15 protein-coding genes and 1 tRNA gene are annotated in these 19,435 nt (G+C 58.5%); 2 read left to right on the top strand and 14 right to left on the bottom strand.

Translation table 11 applies throughout. From position 1 onward, the window contains the following. Positions 1–25: 25 nt before the first annotated feature. Genes G4C92_RS14435 through G4C92_RS14425 form a run of 3 tightly spaced genes read right to left on the bottom strand, consistent with a single transcriptional unit; the run spans position 26 to position 3,507 of the window. Positions 26–781, bottom strand: a complete 756-nt coding sequence (locus G4C92_RS14435) for a hypothetical protein (protein WP_274940516.1) — start codon at positions 779–781, stop codon at positions 26–28. 13 nt (positions 782–794) lie between these two features. Next, on the bottom strand, positions 795–1,838 hold the full coding sequence (locus G4C92_RS14430) for a DUF6077 domain-containing protein (RefSeq protein ID WP_274940515.1): 1,044 nt from the start codon (positions 1,836–1,838) through the stop codon (positions 795–797). Between the two features lie 28 nt (positions 1,839–1,866). Then, positions 1,867–3,507 carry an ABC-F family ATP-binding cassette domain-containing protein gene (locus tag G4C92_RS14425; RefSeq protein ID WP_274940514.1) on the bottom strand — a complete coding sequence of 547 codons (1,641 nt, stop codon included), beginning with the start codon at positions 3,505–3,507 and terminating at the stop codon, positions 1,867–1,869. Between the two features lie 132 nt (positions 3,508–3,639). Between G4C92_RS14425 and G4C92_RS14420 the strand changes: the two genes are divergently transcribed. After that, on the top strand, positions 3,640–3,786 hold the full coding sequence (locus tag G4C92_RS14420) for a hypothetical protein (RefSeq protein ID WP_274940513.1): 147 nt from the start codon (positions 3,640–3,642) through the stop codon (positions 3,784–3,786). A gap of 75 nt (positions 3,787–3,861) precedes the next feature. Here G4C92_RS14420 and G4C92_RS14415 read toward each other — a convergent pair whose 3' ends face one another. The 5 genes from G4C92_RS14415 to G4C92_RS14395 all read right to left on the bottom strand — a co-directional run bounded on the left by G4C92_RS14415 (position 3,862) and on the right by G4C92_RS14395 (position 11,365). After that, on the bottom strand, positions 3,862–6,231 hold the full coding sequence (locus G4C92_RS14415) for a YfhO family protein (protein ID WP_274940512.1): 2,370 nt from the start codon (positions 6,229–6,231) through the stop codon (positions 3,862–3,864). Between the two features lie 5 nt (positions 6,232–6,236). Next, complete coding sequence (locus tag G4C92_RS14410) at positions 6,237–7,340, bottom strand: hypothetical protein (RefSeq protein ID WP_274940511.1); 1,104 nt, start codon at positions 7,338–7,340, stop codon at positions 6,237–6,239. A gap of 176 nt (positions 7,341–7,516) precedes the next feature. Further along, positions 7,517–8,659, bottom strand: a complete 1,143-nt coding sequence (locus G4C92_RS14405; RefSeq protein ID WP_274940510.1) for a M20/M25/M40 family metallo-hydrolase — start codon at positions 8,657–8,659, stop codon at positions 7,517–7,519. Between the two features lie 19 nt (positions 8,660–8,678). Further along, positions 8,679–10,112: an aminopeptidase gene (locus tag G4C92_RS14400; protein ID WP_274940509.1), complete on the bottom strand. Its 1,434-nt coding sequence runs from the start codon at positions 10,110–10,112 to the stop codon at positions 8,679–8,681. Positions 10,113–10,285: 173 nt separating this feature from the next. Beyond that, complete coding sequence (locus tag G4C92_RS14395) at positions 10,286–11,365, bottom strand: SPFH domain-containing protein (RefSeq protein ID WP_274940508.1); 1,080 nt, start codon at positions 11,363–11,365, stop codon at positions 10,286–10,288. Positions 11,366–11,534: 169 nt separating this feature from the next. Between G4C92_RS14395 and G4C92_RS14390 the strand changes: the two genes are divergently transcribed. Continuing rightward, positions 11,535–11,608 (top strand) — tRNA-Pro (locus tag G4C92_RS14390). Between the two features lie 218 nt (positions 11,609–11,826). On the opposite strand, the gene G4C92_RS14385 is transcribed toward G4C92_RS14390, so the two are convergent. The 6 genes from G4C92_RS14385 to G4C92_RS14360 form a co-directional block, all read right to left on the bottom strand. After that, positions 11,827–12,525: a hypothetical protein gene (locus G4C92_RS14385; protein WP_274940507.1), complete on the bottom strand. Its 699-nt coding sequence runs from the start codon at positions 12,523–12,525 to the stop codon at positions 11,827–11,829. A gap of 1,134 nt (positions 12,526–13,659) precedes the next feature. Further along, positions 13,660–15,273, bottom strand: coding sequence for an ABC transporter substrate-binding protein (locus G4C92_RS14380; RefSeq protein ID WP_274940506.1), 1,614 nt, complete (start codon positions 15,271–15,273; stop codon positions 13,660–13,662). Beyond that, entirely contained in the window at positions 15,270–16,127 is an 858-nt protein-coding gene (locus G4C92_RS14375) for a carbohydrate ABC transporter permease (RefSeq protein ID WP_274940505.1), read from the bottom strand. Before G4C92_RS14375 ends, G4C92_RS14380 begins: the two co-directional genes overlap by 4 nt. Continuing rightward, complete coding sequence (locus tag G4C92_RS14370; protein ID WP_274940504.1) at positions 16,120–17,007, bottom strand: carbohydrate ABC transporter permease; 888 nt, start codon at positions 17,005–17,007, stop codon at positions 16,120–16,122. The genes G4C92_RS14375 and G4C92_RS14370 overlap by 8 nt, the downstream gene beginning before the upstream one ends. After that, positions 17,004–18,128: an ABC transporter ATP-binding protein gene (locus G4C92_RS14365; RefSeq protein ID WP_274940503.1), complete on the bottom strand. Its 1,125-nt coding sequence runs from the start codon at positions 18,126–18,128 to the stop codon at positions 17,004–17,006. The genes G4C92_RS14370 and G4C92_RS14365 overlap by 4 nt, the downstream gene beginning before the upstream one ends. A gap of 42 nt (positions 18,129–18,170) precedes the next feature. Beyond that, positions 18,171–19,421, bottom strand: coding sequence for an ABC transporter permease (locus tag G4C92_RS14360; RefSeq protein ID WP_274940502.1), 1,251 nt, complete (start codon positions 19,419–19,421; stop codon positions 18,171–18,173). Between the last annotated feature and the right edge of the window lie 14 nt (positions 19,422–19,435).

Here is a 19,435-nt window from a genome sequence, read left to right as displayed (position 1 = left end):
TGAAAAAAGGACACCGGACCGGCCTTTATTCGGCCTTATGCACATAGATCAGGTGCTCGTCCGTGTAGGCCGCGGCCCGGTATCCGAGCTCCTTGAGGACATCAGCGGACGAACTGCCCTTTGCAAGCACAATGTAGTCGGGCTTCTGCTTCCGGAGCGCATCGGCCGTCAGCTCCTCACCTGCGTCCTCAGCCTCCGTGAAAACAGATGAGATCCGGATCGCGGGATCATACTCCCTGACGCGCTCACTCATGTTCTTCTCCTCAAACGCGACCGTCGGTTCATCCGCGCCCGCCTCGTCGCGGAAATATCCGCATACGGCCATCAGCTCTCCGTCTGCCATCCCGATATCAGCCGGCACGCTGATCAGCGATGGGATCTGTGCGATCACCGGAGCCGTGACAGCGAGAAGGCCGGCGGCTGTGATGAATACACAGACCATTCGGACAGCCGGGCGGCCGGACAGCCGCGCAAGAAGAGAGGCGAAACCGAACACCATGATCAGCGTCATCGGCAGAAGCCACAGCAGCCGGAATGTCTCGGTCCGGAATGAAGGGACCAGTCGGGAAAGCTGCGGAAAGACCAGCGGATTCAGCAGGCAGGCAAAGACGAAGACCGACGGCCAGATGAAGGCGGTCCGGCCCGTCCGTTTTCCGAACAGCAGAACCAGAAGCAGAGCGGCGGCCAGAAAAAGCAGCCAGTGCCCCGGCGTCTCAAAGCGCCGGAACACTTCGGCCACAGCGCTCACACCGGAACGGACGGCATCAGAATATTCACCCATCTCTTCTCTCCTCTCACAGCGAAAACGCCGGCCCGATCAGTCCGATCAGCACACAGACCGACGGCACGATCAGGGACAGCAGCATGTGAGGCAGCAGACTCCAGCGTTTCCGGATCAGAATGGCCGGGAGAAATGTGACGAGAATCGCGGCCGGCGTCAGGTAGATCGCCGTCTCCGACAGCGAGACGGCGGCCACTCCCGTCAGAAACAGCAGGCATTTCGCCCGGAAACTCTCCGGGTGATCAGTCAGACTCAGCATCAGGAGAATCAGATAAGGAAAAACGATCCCTGTTAGGGCGGCATTTCCCGTCCAGCCCGTACGCAGCAGAACAGCCTGCGCAGTTTCCCCCGTGGCAGTGAGAAGAAGCACGGACGTCATAAAAAGCGTGGCCCAGCCTGCGCGCCGCTTGCTCCTCCCGAGAAGCCTGAAAAAGATCCGGTAACCCGCCATCAGGGAAAGAATCACCGTCAGACCCTGACGCACCAGCTTCATCTGGGTGAGCACGGGGATCCCGAAAAGCCTCGCGCAGAAAGCGTCTGCCAGATGGTACCGTGTGATCAGAACGGTGACCGGCATCGTCTCCAGAGCCGCGCCGGTCAGACCGTCCGTCCTCCCGATGGTATCCGTGTAGAGATCTGTGGCTGTCTGACTGATCACATGCGACGTATCGGCATCTCCGGCGGTCAGTACCGAAAACGCGGCGAGAGAAGCTGCTCCGATAACCATCATCATCGTGGCAGGCGTAAACTGGAAATTTCTCGCGTGCCACGCCGTCGCGCGGAAGAAGCCCCGGTAATGAAGCACACAGGAAGCGGCGATGAGCAGGGACAGTGACGCGGCCCAGATCATGAAGAAGGCGGAAAGCGTGATTCCCGCCGCAGTGGAAGGCAGCGCGGCCGCTTCCAGCTCCGCGAGCATCGTCACAAAGCCGGAAAGGATTGTCTCGCATACGGACGTCTCCCCGTCGTCCGCGGCCGGCTGCAGAAGCCCGCCGATCACAAACAGAACCAGCAGCTCCACCGCTGCGGCCAGTCCCGTCCGAAGATACAGATCCATGATGCTCCCCCGTTATCCGCTTTCCCTGTCAGTCGTCCTGTTCCTCGTCTTCGCTGGTTACATAAACCTGACGCTTTCTTGCCATTACGTCAGAGGCAAGATACTCATCATACGTTCCGACCTTATCGATGATCGATCCGTCAGGAAGGAATTCGATGATCCGGTTCGCCGTCGTCTCGACTATCTGATGGTCATGAGAGGCGAAGAGAATCACACCCGGGAACTTCGTCATCCCGTTGTTGAGAGCCGTGATCGCCTCCATATCCAGGTGATTGGTCGGCTCATCGAAAATCAGGACGTTCGCGCCGGAGATCATCATCTTCGACAGCATGCAGCGGACCTTCTCCCCTCCGGAGAGGACCCGCACGCGCTTCACCCCGTCCTCACCGGCAAACAGCATGCGGCCGAGGAAGCTCCGCACATACGTGGTGTCCTTGTTCTCGGAATACTGGGTCAGCCAGTCCGCAATCGTCAGGTCATTGTCGAACTCATCGTTGTAATCCTTGGGGAAGTACGCCTGCGACGTGGTAATGCCCCACTTGTAGTATCCCTCGTCCGGCTCCATCCTTCCTGCCAGAATCTGGAAGAGGACGGTCCTCGCTCTCTCATTGCCTCCGACGAAAGCGATCTTGTCCGTACGGTTCACGGTGAAGTTCAGATCCTTAAAGATCGTCTCTCCGTCGATGGTCTTGGTCAGATGCTCCACGAAGAGCACGTCGTTGCCGATCTCCCGGTCCGGACGAAAATCGATGTAGGGATACTTTCTCGAGGAAGGGACCATGGTATCAAGCTGAATCTTCTCCAGAGCTCTCTTTCTCGAGGTCGCCTGCTTCGATTTTGAGGCGTTGGCCGAGAACCGGGCGATGAACTCCTTCAGTTCCCTGATCTGCTCTTCCTTCTTCCGGTTCTGCTCCTTCATCTGGCGGATCAGAAGCTGAGAGGATTCGAACCAGAAGTCATAGTTTCCGGCATAGAGCCGGATCTTCCCGTAATCGATATCGGCCGTCTGCGTGCAGACCTTGTTCAGAAAATAGCGGTCATGGGACACAACGATCACGGTGTTCTCGAAACCGATCAGGAACTCCTCAAGCCAGTCGATGGCATCCATATCCAGATGGTTCGTCGGTTCATCCAGCAGCAGGATATCCGGATTGCCGAAGAGAGCCTGCGCAAGAAGGACCTTGACCTTCTGCGGACCGTCAAGAGTTCCCATCTGTCTGTGATGCAGCTCCCCGTCGATGCCGAGTCCGTTCAGCAGAGACTCTGCGTCGGCCTCCGCCTCCCAGCCGTTCATCTCGGCGAATTCTCCCTCCAGCTCAGACGCACGGATTCCGTCCTCATCCGAAAAGTCCTCCTTCGCGTAGATCGCGTCCTTCTCCTTCATGATCTCGTAGAGGCGGCGGTTTCCCATAATGACAGTGTCAAGCACATCGTAGTCATCGTATTTGAAATGGTCCTGCTCCAGAAAGGAGATCCGGTCACCGGGTGTCACAACGATGCTGCCGCTTGTCGTCTCGAGTCTTCCCGAAAGAATTTTCAGGAAGGTGGACTTTCCCGCTCCGTTGGCTCCGATCAGCCCGTAGCAGTTTCCCTCCGTGAATTTGATGTTGACGTCCTCGAATAAAGCCTTTTTGCCGACTCTGTAGGTGACATTGACTGCTTCGATCATGAAACTCTCCTATCGTGGCGGCGGCGCCTGCGGCACCGCGCGGTGTTCGTCCTGACGGACGGATGATAAAGATGCAATTCGTCTGGTCTGAGGATATAATAGCATAAAGATTCCGTACAAAGGAGGTTCCCCATGCTGAAAAAACTAAGAAACCGAAAGAGCCGGAAGGATGCGCGCCGCGATCTGTACCTCGGCGCCCTCGCGCTCCTGATCATGTTCGCGCTTGCGCTGATCGGACGTCTGTCCGACGGTCTCGCGGCCAGGCGGATCCGGGCCTGAAATCATCCGGACAGAAGGCGGGCGGAACGGAGGAACATATCAGCCGTTCCGCCCGCCTTTCTTCACCTGCTCCGTTCAGGCCGCTTTGAGACGGCGCCGGCGCGTCAGTCCGATCCAGATCGCCGCGGCGGTCAGACTCACCGCTGAAACGGCTGCGCCGGCCCGAAGACCCGGAACCGTATACGAAAAAACGATCGTGTTGTCGCCGGCGGAGATCCGTACGGCCATAAATCCGTTGATATCGACGATCTCCGTCTTCCGGCCGTTCACCGTCGCGCTCCAGCCCGAATCATCCGGAATCGAGAAGAAGGCGTAGGTTTCTGCGGCCGCGTGAAGCTCCGCCGTATAAGTGGAGGTCGTACGGACCGCGGAGGAAGTGCACTCCGCGAGATGCAAACGGCTGATCTCGGTGAGATCCGCCTCCGTGGCGCTTCCGTCCGCCGCCTCATCGTAATGGCGCAGCACCTGACTGACCTCGGCTTCCTGGTCATCGGGGATGACCAGCGTCTTCAGCATCAGGATCGCCCGCGTCGCGGTCGCCGTTTCCGAGAATTCAGACGCAGTCATATAGGTGTCATAAGTGAAGCCGATCGGCGGTATATCTTCGTTTTCATAGAGATAATACGTCCGGCTCCTGCCCTTCACCGTCCGTACCGGCTTCTCCCCTTCCTCCGGCCTCGATGTTTCGTAAGAGTAGCGGGCCGAGATCAGATTGTTAAAGCCGACCGGCGCCTCCGGTGATTTCACGTCCCTCGACAGCCCGAGTGCCTCATACAGACGGAAGATGGATCCGGACACCGTGCTGCAGAAATTCGCGCTGGCGGAATATCCGTGGGTCAGTGTCTCCGGATTGTCGCGGTTTGAATACCGGTACGACGTGGTATCAAGACCGAAGTCAGCCGATGTCACAAGCCGGTCCTCGAGTCCGTCGGCCTCCTCCCCGTTCGCGACATGATAGAGATGGATCAGTGACGCCAGCGTGCCGATGCTGAAAGCAAGAATGCCGATCTCGATCAGCAGCCGCCGGTGCCTGCGGACCTGCGTGGACAGGACCCATGTCAGGATGACGCCGGCCACCGCGACCATAGACCACGCGAAGAACACGTCATCGCGGTAAATCTTGCTCTTCTCACTTGAGCTCCAAGGCACAAAGACGAGGAAGACAAGGAATCCGGCCACAATGACGGCCCAGATAACAGAGCCCGCGTGCACAGCCCGTTCCGCCGGAGTCGGGGAGGCCCATACGCCGTCCTCCATCTCCAGCTGCTCCAGCACATACGCGCCGGAGAGAGCAAAAAGAAGCACCGGCATATAGTACCAGCGGTGATACAGGCCTGCGAACATCGAGAAGCTCGCATTCAGAATCGGCACTACCGCCATCACCAGACACCACTTCAGCATCCGCGTGAGCCAGTGCTTCCGGTTCATCCGGAGAAAGGCGATCGTGTAAATCAGACCGATCATCGGAATGTAGGCCGCGCAGGAAGAGAAATTGTGGTTGATCACCGCGCTCTGGTCTGACATCACCTCGCCGGGAAAGATCAGCGCCTTCAGAATAAACAGATATCGCTCCAGGCCGAAGACCAGCGAATTGCTTCCCACATAATCAAAGCTGACCCTCGGATTCTGCAGAACAAAAATCGCCGCCGGCAGCATGAGTACCATCGTGATCCCGCAGCCGAGCGCACCGTCCAGCAGAATCTCCGGAAGCCGCCTCCACGCCTTCTTCCCGTCCAGCACAACATAGCGAAGAATATAGTAGGCGCCGAGGAAAAGCACGTCTCCCGGGAAGAAGAAATAGTTCACCAGAAGATTGAGTACCACAGCCCCGATAAAGAAGCCGTGTTTCCGTTTTTCCATCAGCTCGTCGAAGCCGATGAGCAGAAGGGGAAACAGAACGACCACATCGTGAAAGTGGTAGAAAAGCAGGTTCTCGTTCATGAATCCGCTGAACGCGTACATCGTGGAGGCGATCACCGCGTTGGAAGGATGCTTCACGAACCGGCGGATCCAGAGATAAGAGGTAAGTCCCGCCAGGCCGTATTTCAGAACATACAGCCAGCCTACAATGTAGATAAATGCCTTTGAAGGAAACAGGAGGGAAATCCAGAAGGATGGGTTGCCCAGAAGATAGAACGTCATCCCGCCGATGAAGTTCGATCCGAGATCAAGGCTCCAGTCCCAGACTACATTCCCGGACTTGATCGCGTCGTTGGCATACATCGCGAACGGGATCTGCTGCACGTTGAAATCACCCGCAACGCTGAACAGTCCGCGGTAATAGATGATATAGCCGCCGAATGCAATCGCCGCTGCCGCAAGATTAATCAGAAAGGCATACAGCGCGTACCTTCCGGCGTCCTCCGTCAGGCCTGTCCGTCTGCGCCGGGCGCCGGATCCGGTCCGGCGCACCGGTTCCGTATTTACTTCCACCTGATCCGTCATTTTCCTCACACTCCAACAAACAGTATCCAGCAAAGGACAAACAGAACAAACAGAATATCCGCTACCAGGACGGCGATGATAATCCGTTTCGCACTGCCGGAGGAACCGGATCGGACCTCCGCCGGCTTCTTTTCCCGCGCCTCGCCTGACTCCGGAAGGTGTCCGTCCGCTCCGCTGTCCTTCTCCTTCCCTTCAGGCTTCTCCTCCGCGTCTTCCTCCGGACTCGGGAACCCGTCAGCGCTCTCCTCCTCCGGCAGCCGGCCGTTCAGCAGGTCCGCCATCTCCTCCTCTGAGATTGTTTCGATTCCGATGCCGCACTCGCCTGCCAGCTCATCGATATCCCGGATCCGGTCCTCGCTCTGATGCTCAAGGATCCGCAGCAGAATCAGCCGGTACGTCTCGTCATACCAGTGCTCCAGCTCATCCGCGCTCATCAGCGCGACCCGTTCGATCCGGTCGTCCCCCTCCGACTGGTCGTGCCGGATCTGGACATGGTTCAGCATGAACTCGATCCGGCTGAAGAGAACAGCATGTTCACTCTTCAGGTTGTCGGGGTAGGATTCGATCGTTTTTCCGAGTTCAGCCAGAATCTTTCTTTTTCCTGCGAGGTTGCCGGCGAAGGATGTGCTGCGGTACTCGGTGACCGCCTGGGACACGGGATCGGTTTCATCCGCGGAGACAGCCTCCGCCGCCGCGTCCCGGGGAACAATATAGATGAATTCCTTTTCCGGGATATATTTCACCTCATAGCCGAGACGGCGCAGGATAGCCCGGATACGGGAAAGCAGCTCCGTGTAATTCCGGATGTCGAAATCATAGCCCGGAGCCTTCTCCTGATTGAATGCTCTCCGGCAGAGCTCTGCGATATTCAGCGTGTACTGAAGATAAGTCAGCACCTCCGACTCGGAAGGATCCGCGCTCCGGAGTATGCCGTCGATATTGAGCCCCGCGCGCATCTCGTCCGTATCCGCGCATCCCTCCCGGGCCTTCCAGGCGCCGAAGACGTGCCGGTCCACATACGTCTCGAGGGAATATTCCTTGTAGCCGAAGGAGACGATGTGGCTCTGAAAGAGCATCTCGATCTGGATCATCTCATCATGGTAATCCATACCGGGAGCTGCCTCCTCTTTACTCATGTCCGGTCCGGGATCCGCTTTACCGGTCCCGCCGGCCGCTTTCTCCAGAACAGGATCACCGGCCTTCCCCCCGTCTTCCGGCCGGATCTCTCCGGAGCGCTCCGTTTCCTCAGAAAATTTCTTCTCTCCCGTTTCCATAAAACCTCGTTTCAAATGACTCCGCTTCGATCCAGCGCAAACCGGATCGCCAGCTCCTGGCCGGTCATCAGACTTGCCTTGTCGATCCACTCATCCCGGGTATGAAGTCCGGCACCCGATACCGTTCCGAAGGCAACAGCCGGTATCCCCATCGACAGCGGGATGTTGGCATCCGTGGAAGCGGCCACCGGCTGTACGTTTTTCTTCAGGACCGAACCGACGGTCCGCTCCGCGGCAGACCGGAATTCGCGCATCCCGGGCGTGATCCGGTCGGTTGTGCACGGACGGAACCCTGTTCCGGTGCAGTTCACGCGGACGTCACCGTGTTCAACGGACCGCAGAGCTTCCTCCAGCTGCCTTGTCATATAATCCCTCACGGACTCGCGATCATAGCGGAACTCGTACGTCAGCTCCGCGTCGGACGCGATCGCGTTGATCGACGTACCGCCGTAAAGCGTTCCCACATTGTAGGTCGCAAGACCTTCCGGCGGAAGCTGCATACCGTAGAACCGCTCGACAAGATCCGCCGCCGCCTTGAGTGCGCTCATCCTGCCGAAATCGTGAAGGGAGTGGCCGCCCGCCGTATGGAGATGAATCCGGTAGCGGCTGGACCCGACCGCTTCCTCCACCAGCGTGCCGAGATAAAGATCGAGGGAGGTGAAATCACGGATCCGGCTCCCGAATGAGCGGAAAAGGCCCTTTGTCCCGGCAAGATTGCCGTCCCCTTCCTCGCCTGTATTGGCGACGAACATCAGACCGTGCGGACGGATCAGTTCCCTGTGCCGAAGGAAAAACCTCACGGTCATCAGCAGATTGACAAGATTCGCCGTATCGTCCCCGATGCCGGGTGCGCTGAGAGACGTATCGTCCTCGTAAACGGTCAGCGGACGCGTATCCGGAAACACGATATCCATATGGGCGGCAAAAACGGAGAAATTCTTCTCTTCCTCGTCATTTCCCGGCATTCTGACGATGACGTTTCCTGTCTCGTCGATCCAGCAGTCTCCCGCCCCTTCCTCCATCAGGAACTGAAGTATGAAAGCGGCCCGCTCTCCCTCTCTTCCGGATGGCGCGGGAATCGCCGCCAGACGCTTCAGCAGCTTCAGCGTATCTTCGTAATTGTCGGAAACAAACTCTCTGACTGTCTCTCGCATGTTCCTTCCGTCTCCCCCGTCAGAAGTTCACGAAACCGGCCTTCTCAAGAAACGTGCGGTAGGCGCGGTACGCCTCGTAGACGTCCGCTTTGCTTGTCGCTTCATAGGGGGCGTGCATGTTCAGTACCGCGACGCCGCTGTCGATCACGTTCATGCCGTAGAGAGCGAGAATATAAGCGATCGTGCCGCCTCCGCCCACATCCACTTTACCGAGTTCCGCAGTCTGCGTGCGGATATCCGCCTCGTCAAAAATCCCGCGCAGATGGGCGATATACTCCGCGTTCGCGTCGTTGGACCCGCTCTTCCCGCGGGAACCGGTGAACTTGTTGAAGACGATGCCTTCGCCGAGAATCGCCGCGTTTTTCTTCTCGAACGCCTCGGCATAGATCGGATCGAACGCGGCGCTCACGTCCGAGGAAAGCATGCAGCTGTTCTCCAGCGTCCGCCGAAGGATCAGCTCACCGCTTTCGCCCATCCGGTCAAGCAGTTCGGCGAGTGCATTTTCAAAGAAACGGGAATGCATGCCCGTCGCACCGACCGAACCGATTTCTTCCTTGTCAACCAGCAGACAGCAGGATGTGCGGCGCGGCGTATCGCCGCCCAGCATGGCCCGGAAGGACGGATACGCGCATACACGGTCGTCCTGCCCGTAGGAAAGGATCATGCTCCGGTCAAGGCCGGCTTCCCTTGCCTTGCCGGCGGGAACGATTTCCAGCTCCGCCGAGATGAAATCCTCCTCGGTGATGCCGAAACGCTCGTTTAAGATCGAAAGAACGGCCTGCTTCACGGCGTCTTCCTTCGCCGGCTCCTTGCCCTGGCTCCCGGCCGTCGAGGACGCATCGATGCGGACCGGACTGGAACCGATCACCAGATCAAGATTCTCTCCCTCGATCACCTTCGACGCCTCCTTCTTCATCTGCTCTCCGGCCAGATGAATCAGAAGATCTGAGACGAAGAACACCGGCTCATCCTCGTCCTCTCCGATCGACAGCTCTACGGTCTCGCCGTTCTTCTTCACCACGACACCATGCAGCGCCAGCGGCTGCGCCACGTACTGGTATTTCTTGATGCCGCCGTAATAGTGGGTATCGAGATAGGCGATCCCGCCGTTTTCGTAGAGCGGGTTCTGCTTGACGTCAAGACGCGGAGAATCGATGTGCGCGCCCAGAATATTCATGCCTTCGCTGATCCGCCCGTTTCCGATATGAAAAAGAACGATGGACTTGTTCATCCAGACTGCGTAGACCTTGTCTCCGGGCTTCACGGCCCGGCCTTCTCTTACAATCTTCGAAAGTTCCTCGTACCCGTCGGCCTCCGCTGCAGCCACAAACTGATCGACGCACTCGCGCTCGGTCTTTCCGTGATCCAGAAAATGCATGTACTCGCCCGCAAAACGGTCGCACGCCTTCTGCATCGCAAGGTCATAGGTATTCCATACGTTGATTCGCTTCATCGTCTCTTCTCCTTGTCGTCTGAATCGTCCTTCAGAGAAAACCTGCGCCGCGGGTCCGATCCCGCGGCGCATCAAACTCACTTTTCGGACTCTGACAGTCAATTATGCACGATCACGCCCGGATTGTAAATAAAATGAGGCTGAAAATCCTGTGAACGGAAGTCCGTTTCAGGTCAGCGGTCCTTCGGATTCACCGCATCCTCGTCGTCCGCGCGGTACTCATCCCCCATCACGGAAGCGTTGATTGCCGCGGAAGCCGCCGCCGCTTCCCGTCCGCCCCTGCCGGTCTCCTCGCTGATGCAGGGATCGACGGGCATCGGAGGAACCGGCTTCGCACTGCGGCTGACCGGCGTTGCATCGCCGACGCCCAGTGCCTCTCCGGCCACTCCGAGTGTCGAGATGATGGAAGCCAGATCGGACGGCATGTAGATTTTGGTCGCGCGCCCGTCCGAGACATCCTTCAGCGCCTCCAGACCTTTCAGCTTCAGGACCTGTTCGGAAATATTGGCCTCCTTCAGTTTCCGGAGACCTTCCGCCTCCGCTTCGTAAACCAGTTCGATGGACTTCGCCCGGCCTTCCGCCAGCGCGATCTGCGCGTCCCTCTCCGCCTCAGCGGAAAGGATCTTCGCCTTCTTGTCGCCCTCCGCCCTGGAAACGACCGCTTCCTGATGCGCCTGAGCCTCAAGCACGGTCTGACGGCGCTCGCGCTCGGCGCGCATCTGTTTTGTCATGACCTCTTCGATTTCCTTCGGCGGCGTAATGTTCTTGATCTCCACACGCGTCACCTTGATGCCCCAGGGATCCGTCGCTTCATCGAGAATCGCCTGGAGCTTGCCGTTGATCTCATCGCGGCTGGTCAGCGTCTGATCCAGTTCCATCTCGCCGATGATGTTGCGGAGCGTCGTCGCGGAAAGATTCTGAAGACCCGATATCGGGCTTTCCACGCCGTAGGTATACAGACGCGGATCAAATACTCTCGCGAAGACCACCGAGTCGATCTTCATGGTGACATTGTCCTTCGTGATGACCGGCTGCGGCGGAAAATCAAGCACCTGCTCCTTGAGCGAGACCTTTCTGACGATCCGCTCGAAGAAAGGAATCTTCAGGTGAAGCCCCGCCTCCCAGACCGCCTTGAACCGTCCGAAGCTCTCGATGACATATGCCTGCCCCTGCGGCACGATGCGGACATTCGCGATGACCGCCCAGATGACAAGGACTGCCACGATGAGCAGCAGCACACCTCCCATTCCCATACTGTATCCTCCTTCCAAAGTAAACGCACTGGCGCGTTCAAACGCGCGGAACCTTTTTCAGTATATCATAGATCGTCCGACAAAAGGCAAAAACAGCTTGACGCCGTGAAAACCGCCAGAGATTTCTCTCTTGCATTTTTGAGGCGTATTGTGTATAGTTTATCAGGTACGGGGTATGGCGTAGCTTGGTAGCGCGCACGGCTGGGGGCCGTGAGGTCGCGAGTTCGAATCTCGCTGCCCCGACGGATAAAGCGGACCGGATCACTGGCTGTCATGTTGACGGCGGTGATCCGGTCCGCTTTTGCTGTGACATTCCGTCCGGAATCCCGGACAGAGAAGGCAGGCTCCGGAAATTCTGCTGTATCTCGGTTCTGATCGCATTTTCTTAAAGAAGACCGCCCGGTTTACCCGGACGGTCTTCTTTTCATTATGGTCTGCAGCCTGCGCCGCCTTATGCCCGCTTATGAGAGCGAGGAAGCGGCTGAGGATGCAGCGGACTCCACCGTCTCCGCCGCGGAAGAGTCAGAGGACGCGGCCTTGATGGATGTGATGTGCGGGTTGGCGCCCTCATACCAGTAAAGGAAGCCCTCCATGTCGACGGTATCGCCGATCTTGAGGTTCTTCACCGCTTTGTAGACGTCTGAATCCTTGTCCGTGAGGTAGGATTCAATGGTGAAGGTATAGGTCTTGCCGTCACGCGAGGCGTTGAAGTAGAGATCGTCGCCTTCCGTACCGGAACCGTCATAATTGTAGAGGAACGGTACCTCCTTGCCGTCAGCGTCCTTTCTCGCCTCGATGGTCATGCCCTTGAAGGAAACATACTGGTTCATGTAGTCCTGAAGGCTGTCTTTGCCGAGCTGGTCCGTGACATCCGTGACCGGCGCGACATAGCTGCCGTCCTCGATCTCGAAGGTCGCGTCCTGAATCTCCACTTCGCCAGACCATTCTGCCTTGTAGCCGGAAACGCGGATCTTCTGGCCCACTGTCAGCTTGTCGTAATCGTCCTCGGAGCAGGCCATATCATACAGGAAGTATGCCCCGTCCCTGCTCTGGGCGTAGACGGATGCCTTGTCCTCATACCAGGACTGTTTCGCCTGTACATAGGTTTCCACCGTGACCGGATCATTGACCGCGGCAGCCTGATACTGCGCATAGGTCATCGGCTCAGCCGGGAAAACGGCTTCCGCTCCGGACTCTGCGGATTCCGCACCCGAAACGGTCTCCGCTCCGGAGACGGCCGCCGGTGCGGATGATGCCGTGCTGGACGCTGTGCTCGCCGCCGGCACTTCCGCCGCGCTCGACGCGGCCGCCGGTGCACTCGATACCGTGCTGGACGCTGTGCTCGCCGCTGGTGCTTCCACCGCGCTCGAAACCGCTGCCGGGGCCGATGATGCCGTGCTGGACGCTGTGCTCGCCGCCGGCGCTTCCGCCGCGCTCGACGCGGCCGCCGGCGCCGATGATACCGTGCTGGAGGCTGTGCTGCTCGCTGCCGGCGCTTCCGCCGCGCTCGATGCCGCTGCCGGTGCGCTCGATACCGTGCTGGACGCTGTGCTCGCCGCCGGCGCTTCCGCCGCACTCGATGCCGCCGCCGGTGCCGATGATGCCGTGCTGGAGGCTGTGCTGCTCGCTGCCGGCGTTTCCGCCGCGCTCGATGCCGCCGCCGGGGCCGATGATGCCGTGCTGGAGGATGTGCTGCTCGCTGCCGGCGCTTCCGCCGCGCTCGATGCCGCCGCCGGTGCGCTCGATACCGTGCTGGACACTGTGCTCGCCGCCGGCGCTTCCGCCGCACTCGATGCCGCCGCCGGGGCCGATGATGCCGTGCTGGAGGCTGTGCTGCTCGCTGCCGGCGCTTCCGCCGCGCTCGATACCGCCGCCGGGGCCGATGATGCCGTGCTGGAGGCTGTGCTGCTCGCTGCCGGCGTTTCCGCCGCGCTCGATGCCGCCGCCGGTGACGATGATGCCGTGCTGGAGGATGCGGTCCCGGATGTCACGGAAACGGACGACGCCGACGCAGCGGCGCCTGATGCCGCCGTACCGGACGAAACCGTTCCGCTTGTGGCTGTCTTGCCCGATCCGGACTCAGACGCTCCGCATCCGGCGAGCCCGATCACCATCGCTGAGACAAGCAGCATAACGACTTTCTTCTTCATAAATATCTGCTCCCTTTCTTCCGGCGGGCCGCCGCGAACGGACGCGGCCGGCCCCGCCTTTCATAATAGTTTCATAAGCCGAACTATAACACGTTGTTCACAGTTTCGCAACAATCTGTTGACAGCTCTGCGTCACCGGGACGGTCACTTCCCCACTCTCCGTGTGCGGTGCCTCTCGGCGATCCAGAATCCGATCAGAAGCATCCAGACAGCCGCCAGCGTACACAGCAGTGCCTTCGAAGCGGCCGGCATCGGTCCGAGATCCTGCTTTTCCTCCCGCTCGTCCGTTTCGCGGATCTGATCCAGATGGTCCAGCTTCTTCACCTTCCCGAACACGCTCTTCACGAAAGACCGGCTGATCTTCGTCCTCCTCCTCGCCGCCTTGGTCACTTCCTCGATTGTCTGGCCGGCCGCGTCGCGGAGGGAGGCGGAGCCGTTGAAGACCGGCGTCGTGAACGTGTCATCCGTGTGTTCAAGCAAAAGCTTCGTCGCTTCCATCTTGACCGCGTAGTGCTCTTTTCCGTCCTGCCCGGCCTCTTTCAGATAGGTCTGATACGCACGGCTCGCTCTGGCGCCCTCGGTGACGGGCACGTAGCCTTCCGTTTTGGCGTAGGCGATCTGAACCTTATCCGTCAGAAGAAACTGGGCGAACAGCCAGCCGGCCAGCACATCCTGCGGATCGCTGTGATTGAACAGACAGATCGACGGTCCCTGGGAAATCATCTGCGGCTTATCCGGATCGTACTGCGGCACAGACCGGACTGCCGTCTGAAACCGGACAACCTTGTCTGATGCGATATCCATCAGCGGCGCGCCGCTACCCATCCAGGTCGAACCGGCCGTGGAATCCACGGCGAAAATGCACTGCCCCGCATTCAGAAAATTGGCCGGATAGCCGGAGACTTTGAATGTCGAAAAGACGCCGGACTTTACGTACTTTCCGATCCGCATCAGAAGATCCTCCGTCGTGCCGTTGAAGAGCTCAACCTTTCCTTCGTCCGTTGAATAGCCGGCTTCCTTCTGCCGGAGCATCTGGATCATCATGTTGTCGGTCGACTTGTAGATGAACGGGATCATCACCTTCTGACCGTTGACCTTGTATGTTCCGTCCCGGTTCTTCTCCATCGCGGCCTCGGAAACCTTCCAGATAAAATCCCAGGTCAGTGTCTCCGGAAGCGTGAATCCCAGCTTTTCCACATACGTCTGATTCACATAGCAGGCTTCGGTGGAACGCATGAACGGCAGCGCATAGCAGGCCCCGTCGAGACGGCACTCATTGAGAAAGGCGCGGATGATCTCATCCTTTTTCGCCCCGTCAAAGAGAAGGTCCGATCCGCCGAGCCCGTAGGACGGATCCTCCATCAGTTCATCAAGCGGCACCACCACATTCGTTCCGGTCAGATAGGTCGCGATATGGTCCGGATAGGTGATGCAGACATCCGGCGTGGTTCCGGTCGGGATATTGGTGATGACGTCATTGTAGATCCTGCCGTAATCGGTATACAGCTTCATCCGCACATGAATCGACGGATAAAGGGCTTCAAAATCCCGGATCGCCTGATTGTAGACATCGGTCTGCGCTTTGTTGGTGTCGTTCTTCGCCCAGAAGGTAACCGTTCTCTCCCTCTTCGTGTCAAGCTCCGCAGGCACTTCAAATTTCCCCGTGATTTTTGCGCCGTGACAGCCGGTCAGCGACAGCGTGCCTGCCGCAAGCGCTGCGGCGATAAAAGCCGCCGTCATCCGCCTTCCGTGTCTCATCCCTTCGTGCCTCCTCTCGAGACGCCTTCCATGATCTGCCTGTGGAAAAGCAGAAACAACACAATCAGAGGCACGGAGATGACGACGACCGCCGCCATCATGGCCGGAATGTTCTCTCTTCCGAAACCGTTCTCCCGGATCTCCTGAATTCCGTTGGATACAAGGAAATACGCCTTGTCGTCGGTGATCAGCCTGGGCCAGATATAGGAATTCCAGCACTCGATGATCTTGAGGATCAGGATCGTGACGACCGTCGGCCTGCAGATCGGAAGCAGCACCCGGGTCAGATAGCGGAAATCCGACGTGCCGTCAACCTTCGAAACCCTGTAGAGCTCATCCGGCACCTGCTCAAAATTTTCCTTCAGAAGATAGATATAGAACACGGATGTGACCGACGGAAGAATGAGTCCCGGGAAAGAGTTGCGAAGACCCAGATCCGTGACCGTCACATAGTTCGTGATCATCACAAGCTCGTTCGGAATCATCATCAGCGCAAGAAAGCAGGTGAAAAGCAGATTCTTCCCGCGAAATTCGAGTCGGGCGAATGCGAAAGCCGCCAGCACACTGACAGCCATCATCAGCGCCGTCGTGACGCCGGCGAACAATACCGTATTCAGAAGATAGCGTGCCAGCGGCACCTGTGAGAAGGCGTCTGCGTAATTCTTAAGCGTCGGGGAAGCGGCGTACAGCTTCGGTATGGATTCCGAGTTATAGGAGCTGTAGCTCTTCACCGAGGTGAGAATCATCCAGTAGAACGGAAAAAGTACAACGAGCGCCCACAGGGAAAGGAGCGCATAGACAGCCGCGCGCTTAGCCCCCGACCCGGCACGGCCGGTCCGTCCGTAGTCAGCCATGATACACCGCCTTCCTGCTCACCGTCAGATTGATGCAGGTGATCGTCAGAATGATTGCGAAAAGAATAAGGGCCGCCGCCGACGCATAGGAAGGATAACCTCCTCCGTCGCCGTAGAGCATGTCGTACACATAGCCGACGATCGTATTCATCCCCGCCGCGTTCAGATTGGTTCCGAAGATCGCCACCTCGTCGCTGTATGCCTTGAAAGCGCCGATAAATCCCGTTATCACGAGATAAAACAGCATCGGCGATATCATCGGGAGCGTGATCTTCCGGAATGTCCGGAAGGCGGAGGTACCGTCCACACGCGCTGCCTTGTAGTAATCCGGATTCACCGAAGCCAGCGCGCTGGTCAGAATCAGAACCTTGAACGGAAGCACGACCCAGATCGTATAGAAGCACATCACGAACATCCGCGCGGCATAAGGCCCATCGATAAAGTCAACGGACGGTCCGCCGAACCACCGGATGATCAGATTGACCAGGCCGTCGGTGTAGGCTGTCTTCTTGAAGAGGATCATGAAGACGAGCCCCACCGCCAGCGTGTTCGTCACATAAGGAAGGAAGAAAATCGTCTGAAACAGCTCCCGAAGCGGCCTGATCGAGCGGAGCCCCATCGCCAGAAGCAGCGCAAGCATGGTCGAGAGAGGCACCGTGATCACGACAAGCAGAAACGTATTGCGCAGTGCCTGAAGGAAATAGGGGTCCCGGAGCACATAGGCAAAGTTGTACAGCCCCGTCCCGAATGACTGCTGCGAGGCCGAATTGTACCCCTCCTGAAGCGAGTAGACGCAGACGTCGATCAGCGGATAGACGAGAAAAACCGCCAGAAAAAGCAGCGCCGGAAGGAGATACAGCCAGGGTTTCCATCTCTTCATTCTCTCTTCTCCCCCCGCCCATCTTCCGCCGGTCCGACAGCTTCCTCTGTTTCCTTTGAAAAAAGGAAGCATTTATGCGGCTTGATCCGGAAATGCACGCCGTCCGCTTCCCCGTCCGGGCGGACATCCGAGTCCACGATCGCCCGGATCGTCTGGCCCGGCGCAGCATCATGAGAGGCGAGAATCGTCGTATCGCGTCCCATCACCTCCACGGCCTTCATCCGGCAGCGAAGCGGACCCTCCGGATCCGGGACAAAGCCTTCCGGACGGATCCCGACCCAGAGATCCTGATCGGGGACTCCTTCCATCCGGCCGATGGCATCCTTTCCCAGCAGGACAGTGCCTTTCTCCAGTCTGCCCTCAAAGACATTGATGGCGGGATTTCCGAGAAACCGGGCGACGAAGAGGTTCCGGGGATGATCGTAGACGTCCTGCGGCCTCCCCGACTGCTGCATGACGCCGGCGTTCATCACGAGGATCTGGTCACAGATGCTCATCGCCTCCTCCTGATCATGCGTGACGAAGACCGTCGTGATGCCGGTCTCACGCTGAATCCGGCGGATCTCCTCCCTTGTCCTCAGACGGAGCCTGGCATCCAGATTCGACAGCGGTTCGTCGAGAAGCAGCACGCGCGGGCGCTTCACCAGCGCGCGGGCGATCGCGACCCGCTGCTGCTGACCCCCGGACATCTCGCCCGGCTTCCGGTCCATCAGATCCTCGATCTGCACGAGCCGGGCCACTTCCAGCGCCTTCTCCTCCATCTGCTCCTTCGTCAGCCTGTCCGCCCCTTTCCGGTTCTCAAGCGGAAAGACAATGTTGTCATGCACGGTCAGATGGGGATAGAGCGCGTAGCTCTGAAATACCATGCCGACGCCTCTTTTTTCCGCCGGCAGGTCCGTCACGTCCTCTTCACCGAAGAAGATCCTCCCCTCCGTCGGCTTCTCCAGCCCGCAGATCAGATTCAGCGTCGTGCTCTTTCCGCAGCCGGAAGGACCCAGAAGCCCCACCAGCTCTCCGTCCGGAATCTCATAGCTGAGACGGCTTACGGCTGTCACCTCCGACCGGTTCCGCCGTCCGCCTGACGGGTATACTTTTGTCAGGTTCTCCAATCGAATCTTCATACTGTTCCGGAGCCGCGGCTCCGCCCCTCCTCATGTGCCGTTTTACTCGCTCCGCAGCGCGTCGATCGGGTTGAGCTTCGAGGCCTTGACAGCCGGAAGCAGTCCGAAAATGATGCCGATCCCCATTGAAAAGGCAACCGCGATGATGCACGCCGGTATGCTCACCGACGATCGGGTGCCCATCACGTTCGCCAGTACCTGGGACAGGATGATCCCTGCTGCGACGCCGATCAGTCCGCCGAGCGAGGTCAGTACCGCCGCTTCTGTCAGAAACTGCGCGAGAATCCGTTTCCGCTTCGCACCGATCGCCTTCTTGAGTCCGATCTCCTTCGTCCGCTCTGTGACAGACACCAGCATGATGTTCATGACGCCGATGCCGCCTACTAAAAGAGAGATGCCCGCGATCCAGATCAGCTGACGATTGGTCGTGTTCGAGAGCTTCTGCATGTCGGATGCCTTCTTCAGAAGATCCTCTGCCTTGTACTTCAGTTTTGATCCGGAGGAAATCTGGCTTTCCGTCAGCGAATCGGCAACTGCCTTGCCTGCCTTCGTCATCAGGTCGGTCGAATCCGCCCGGACGATGGCATTCTGCGGCTCGTCGTACCGGAACGCGATCCCCCAGTCGTCGATCGGGATGTAGATCGCCCCGCTGGTGTCCGAGCTGTAGTTGTAGTAGTCCTGCACGCTGCTGATATTCGGCGTCGTCTGGTTCCGTTCGCTGCAGACGCCGATAACCACATAGGCGTCCGTCGAGATCTCGATCGTCTTCCCGATGGGATTTTCTCCGTTGAACAGTGTGGAGGCCGCGTCGGAGTCAACGATGCAGGCCTTGTGAAACGTCCTCGCGTCGAAATCCGTGAAGCCCCGTCCGTAGTTGATCTCGAAGTCATTGACCGAGAAATAGTGGCTGTCAACACCGTACAGCGCGCCGTTGAAGGCGGTGTTCTGGTAGTAAACGTTCTGGCTGTAGGAGCGGGAACGGTAAAGAGAGACCTCCTTCACGCCCGGAAGCTTATCGAGACGCGCGCGTGTCCGCTCCGAGATCGCCGTCACGCCCGCCGGAAGGCCCGAGTAATCCATCTCGTAATCCGCGCTGTCCTGCTTGAGTGTCACCTTCACCACGTTGTTGCCCGCGCCGATCAGACTCTCCTTGATCTGGTCGTTGGTTCCCTTGATCGTGGAGACAATCGAGATGATGGAGGCGATGCCGATGATGATGCCGAGCATCGTCAGGAAGGAACGCATCTTGTGCGCCCAGATTCCCTGAAATGCCTGCGATATATTTTCACCCATTGCTTCCGTTCCTC

It is taken from the genome of Chordicoccus furentiruminis (assembly GCF_019355395.1).
Taxonomy (GTDB): domain Bacteria; phylum Bacillota; class Clostridia; order Lachnospirales; family Lachnospiraceae; genus Chordicoccus; species Chordicoccus furentiruminis.
The sequence above is the reverse complement of the archived record's forward strand: the minus strand, read 5'-3'. Positions and strand labels throughout refer to the sequence as shown.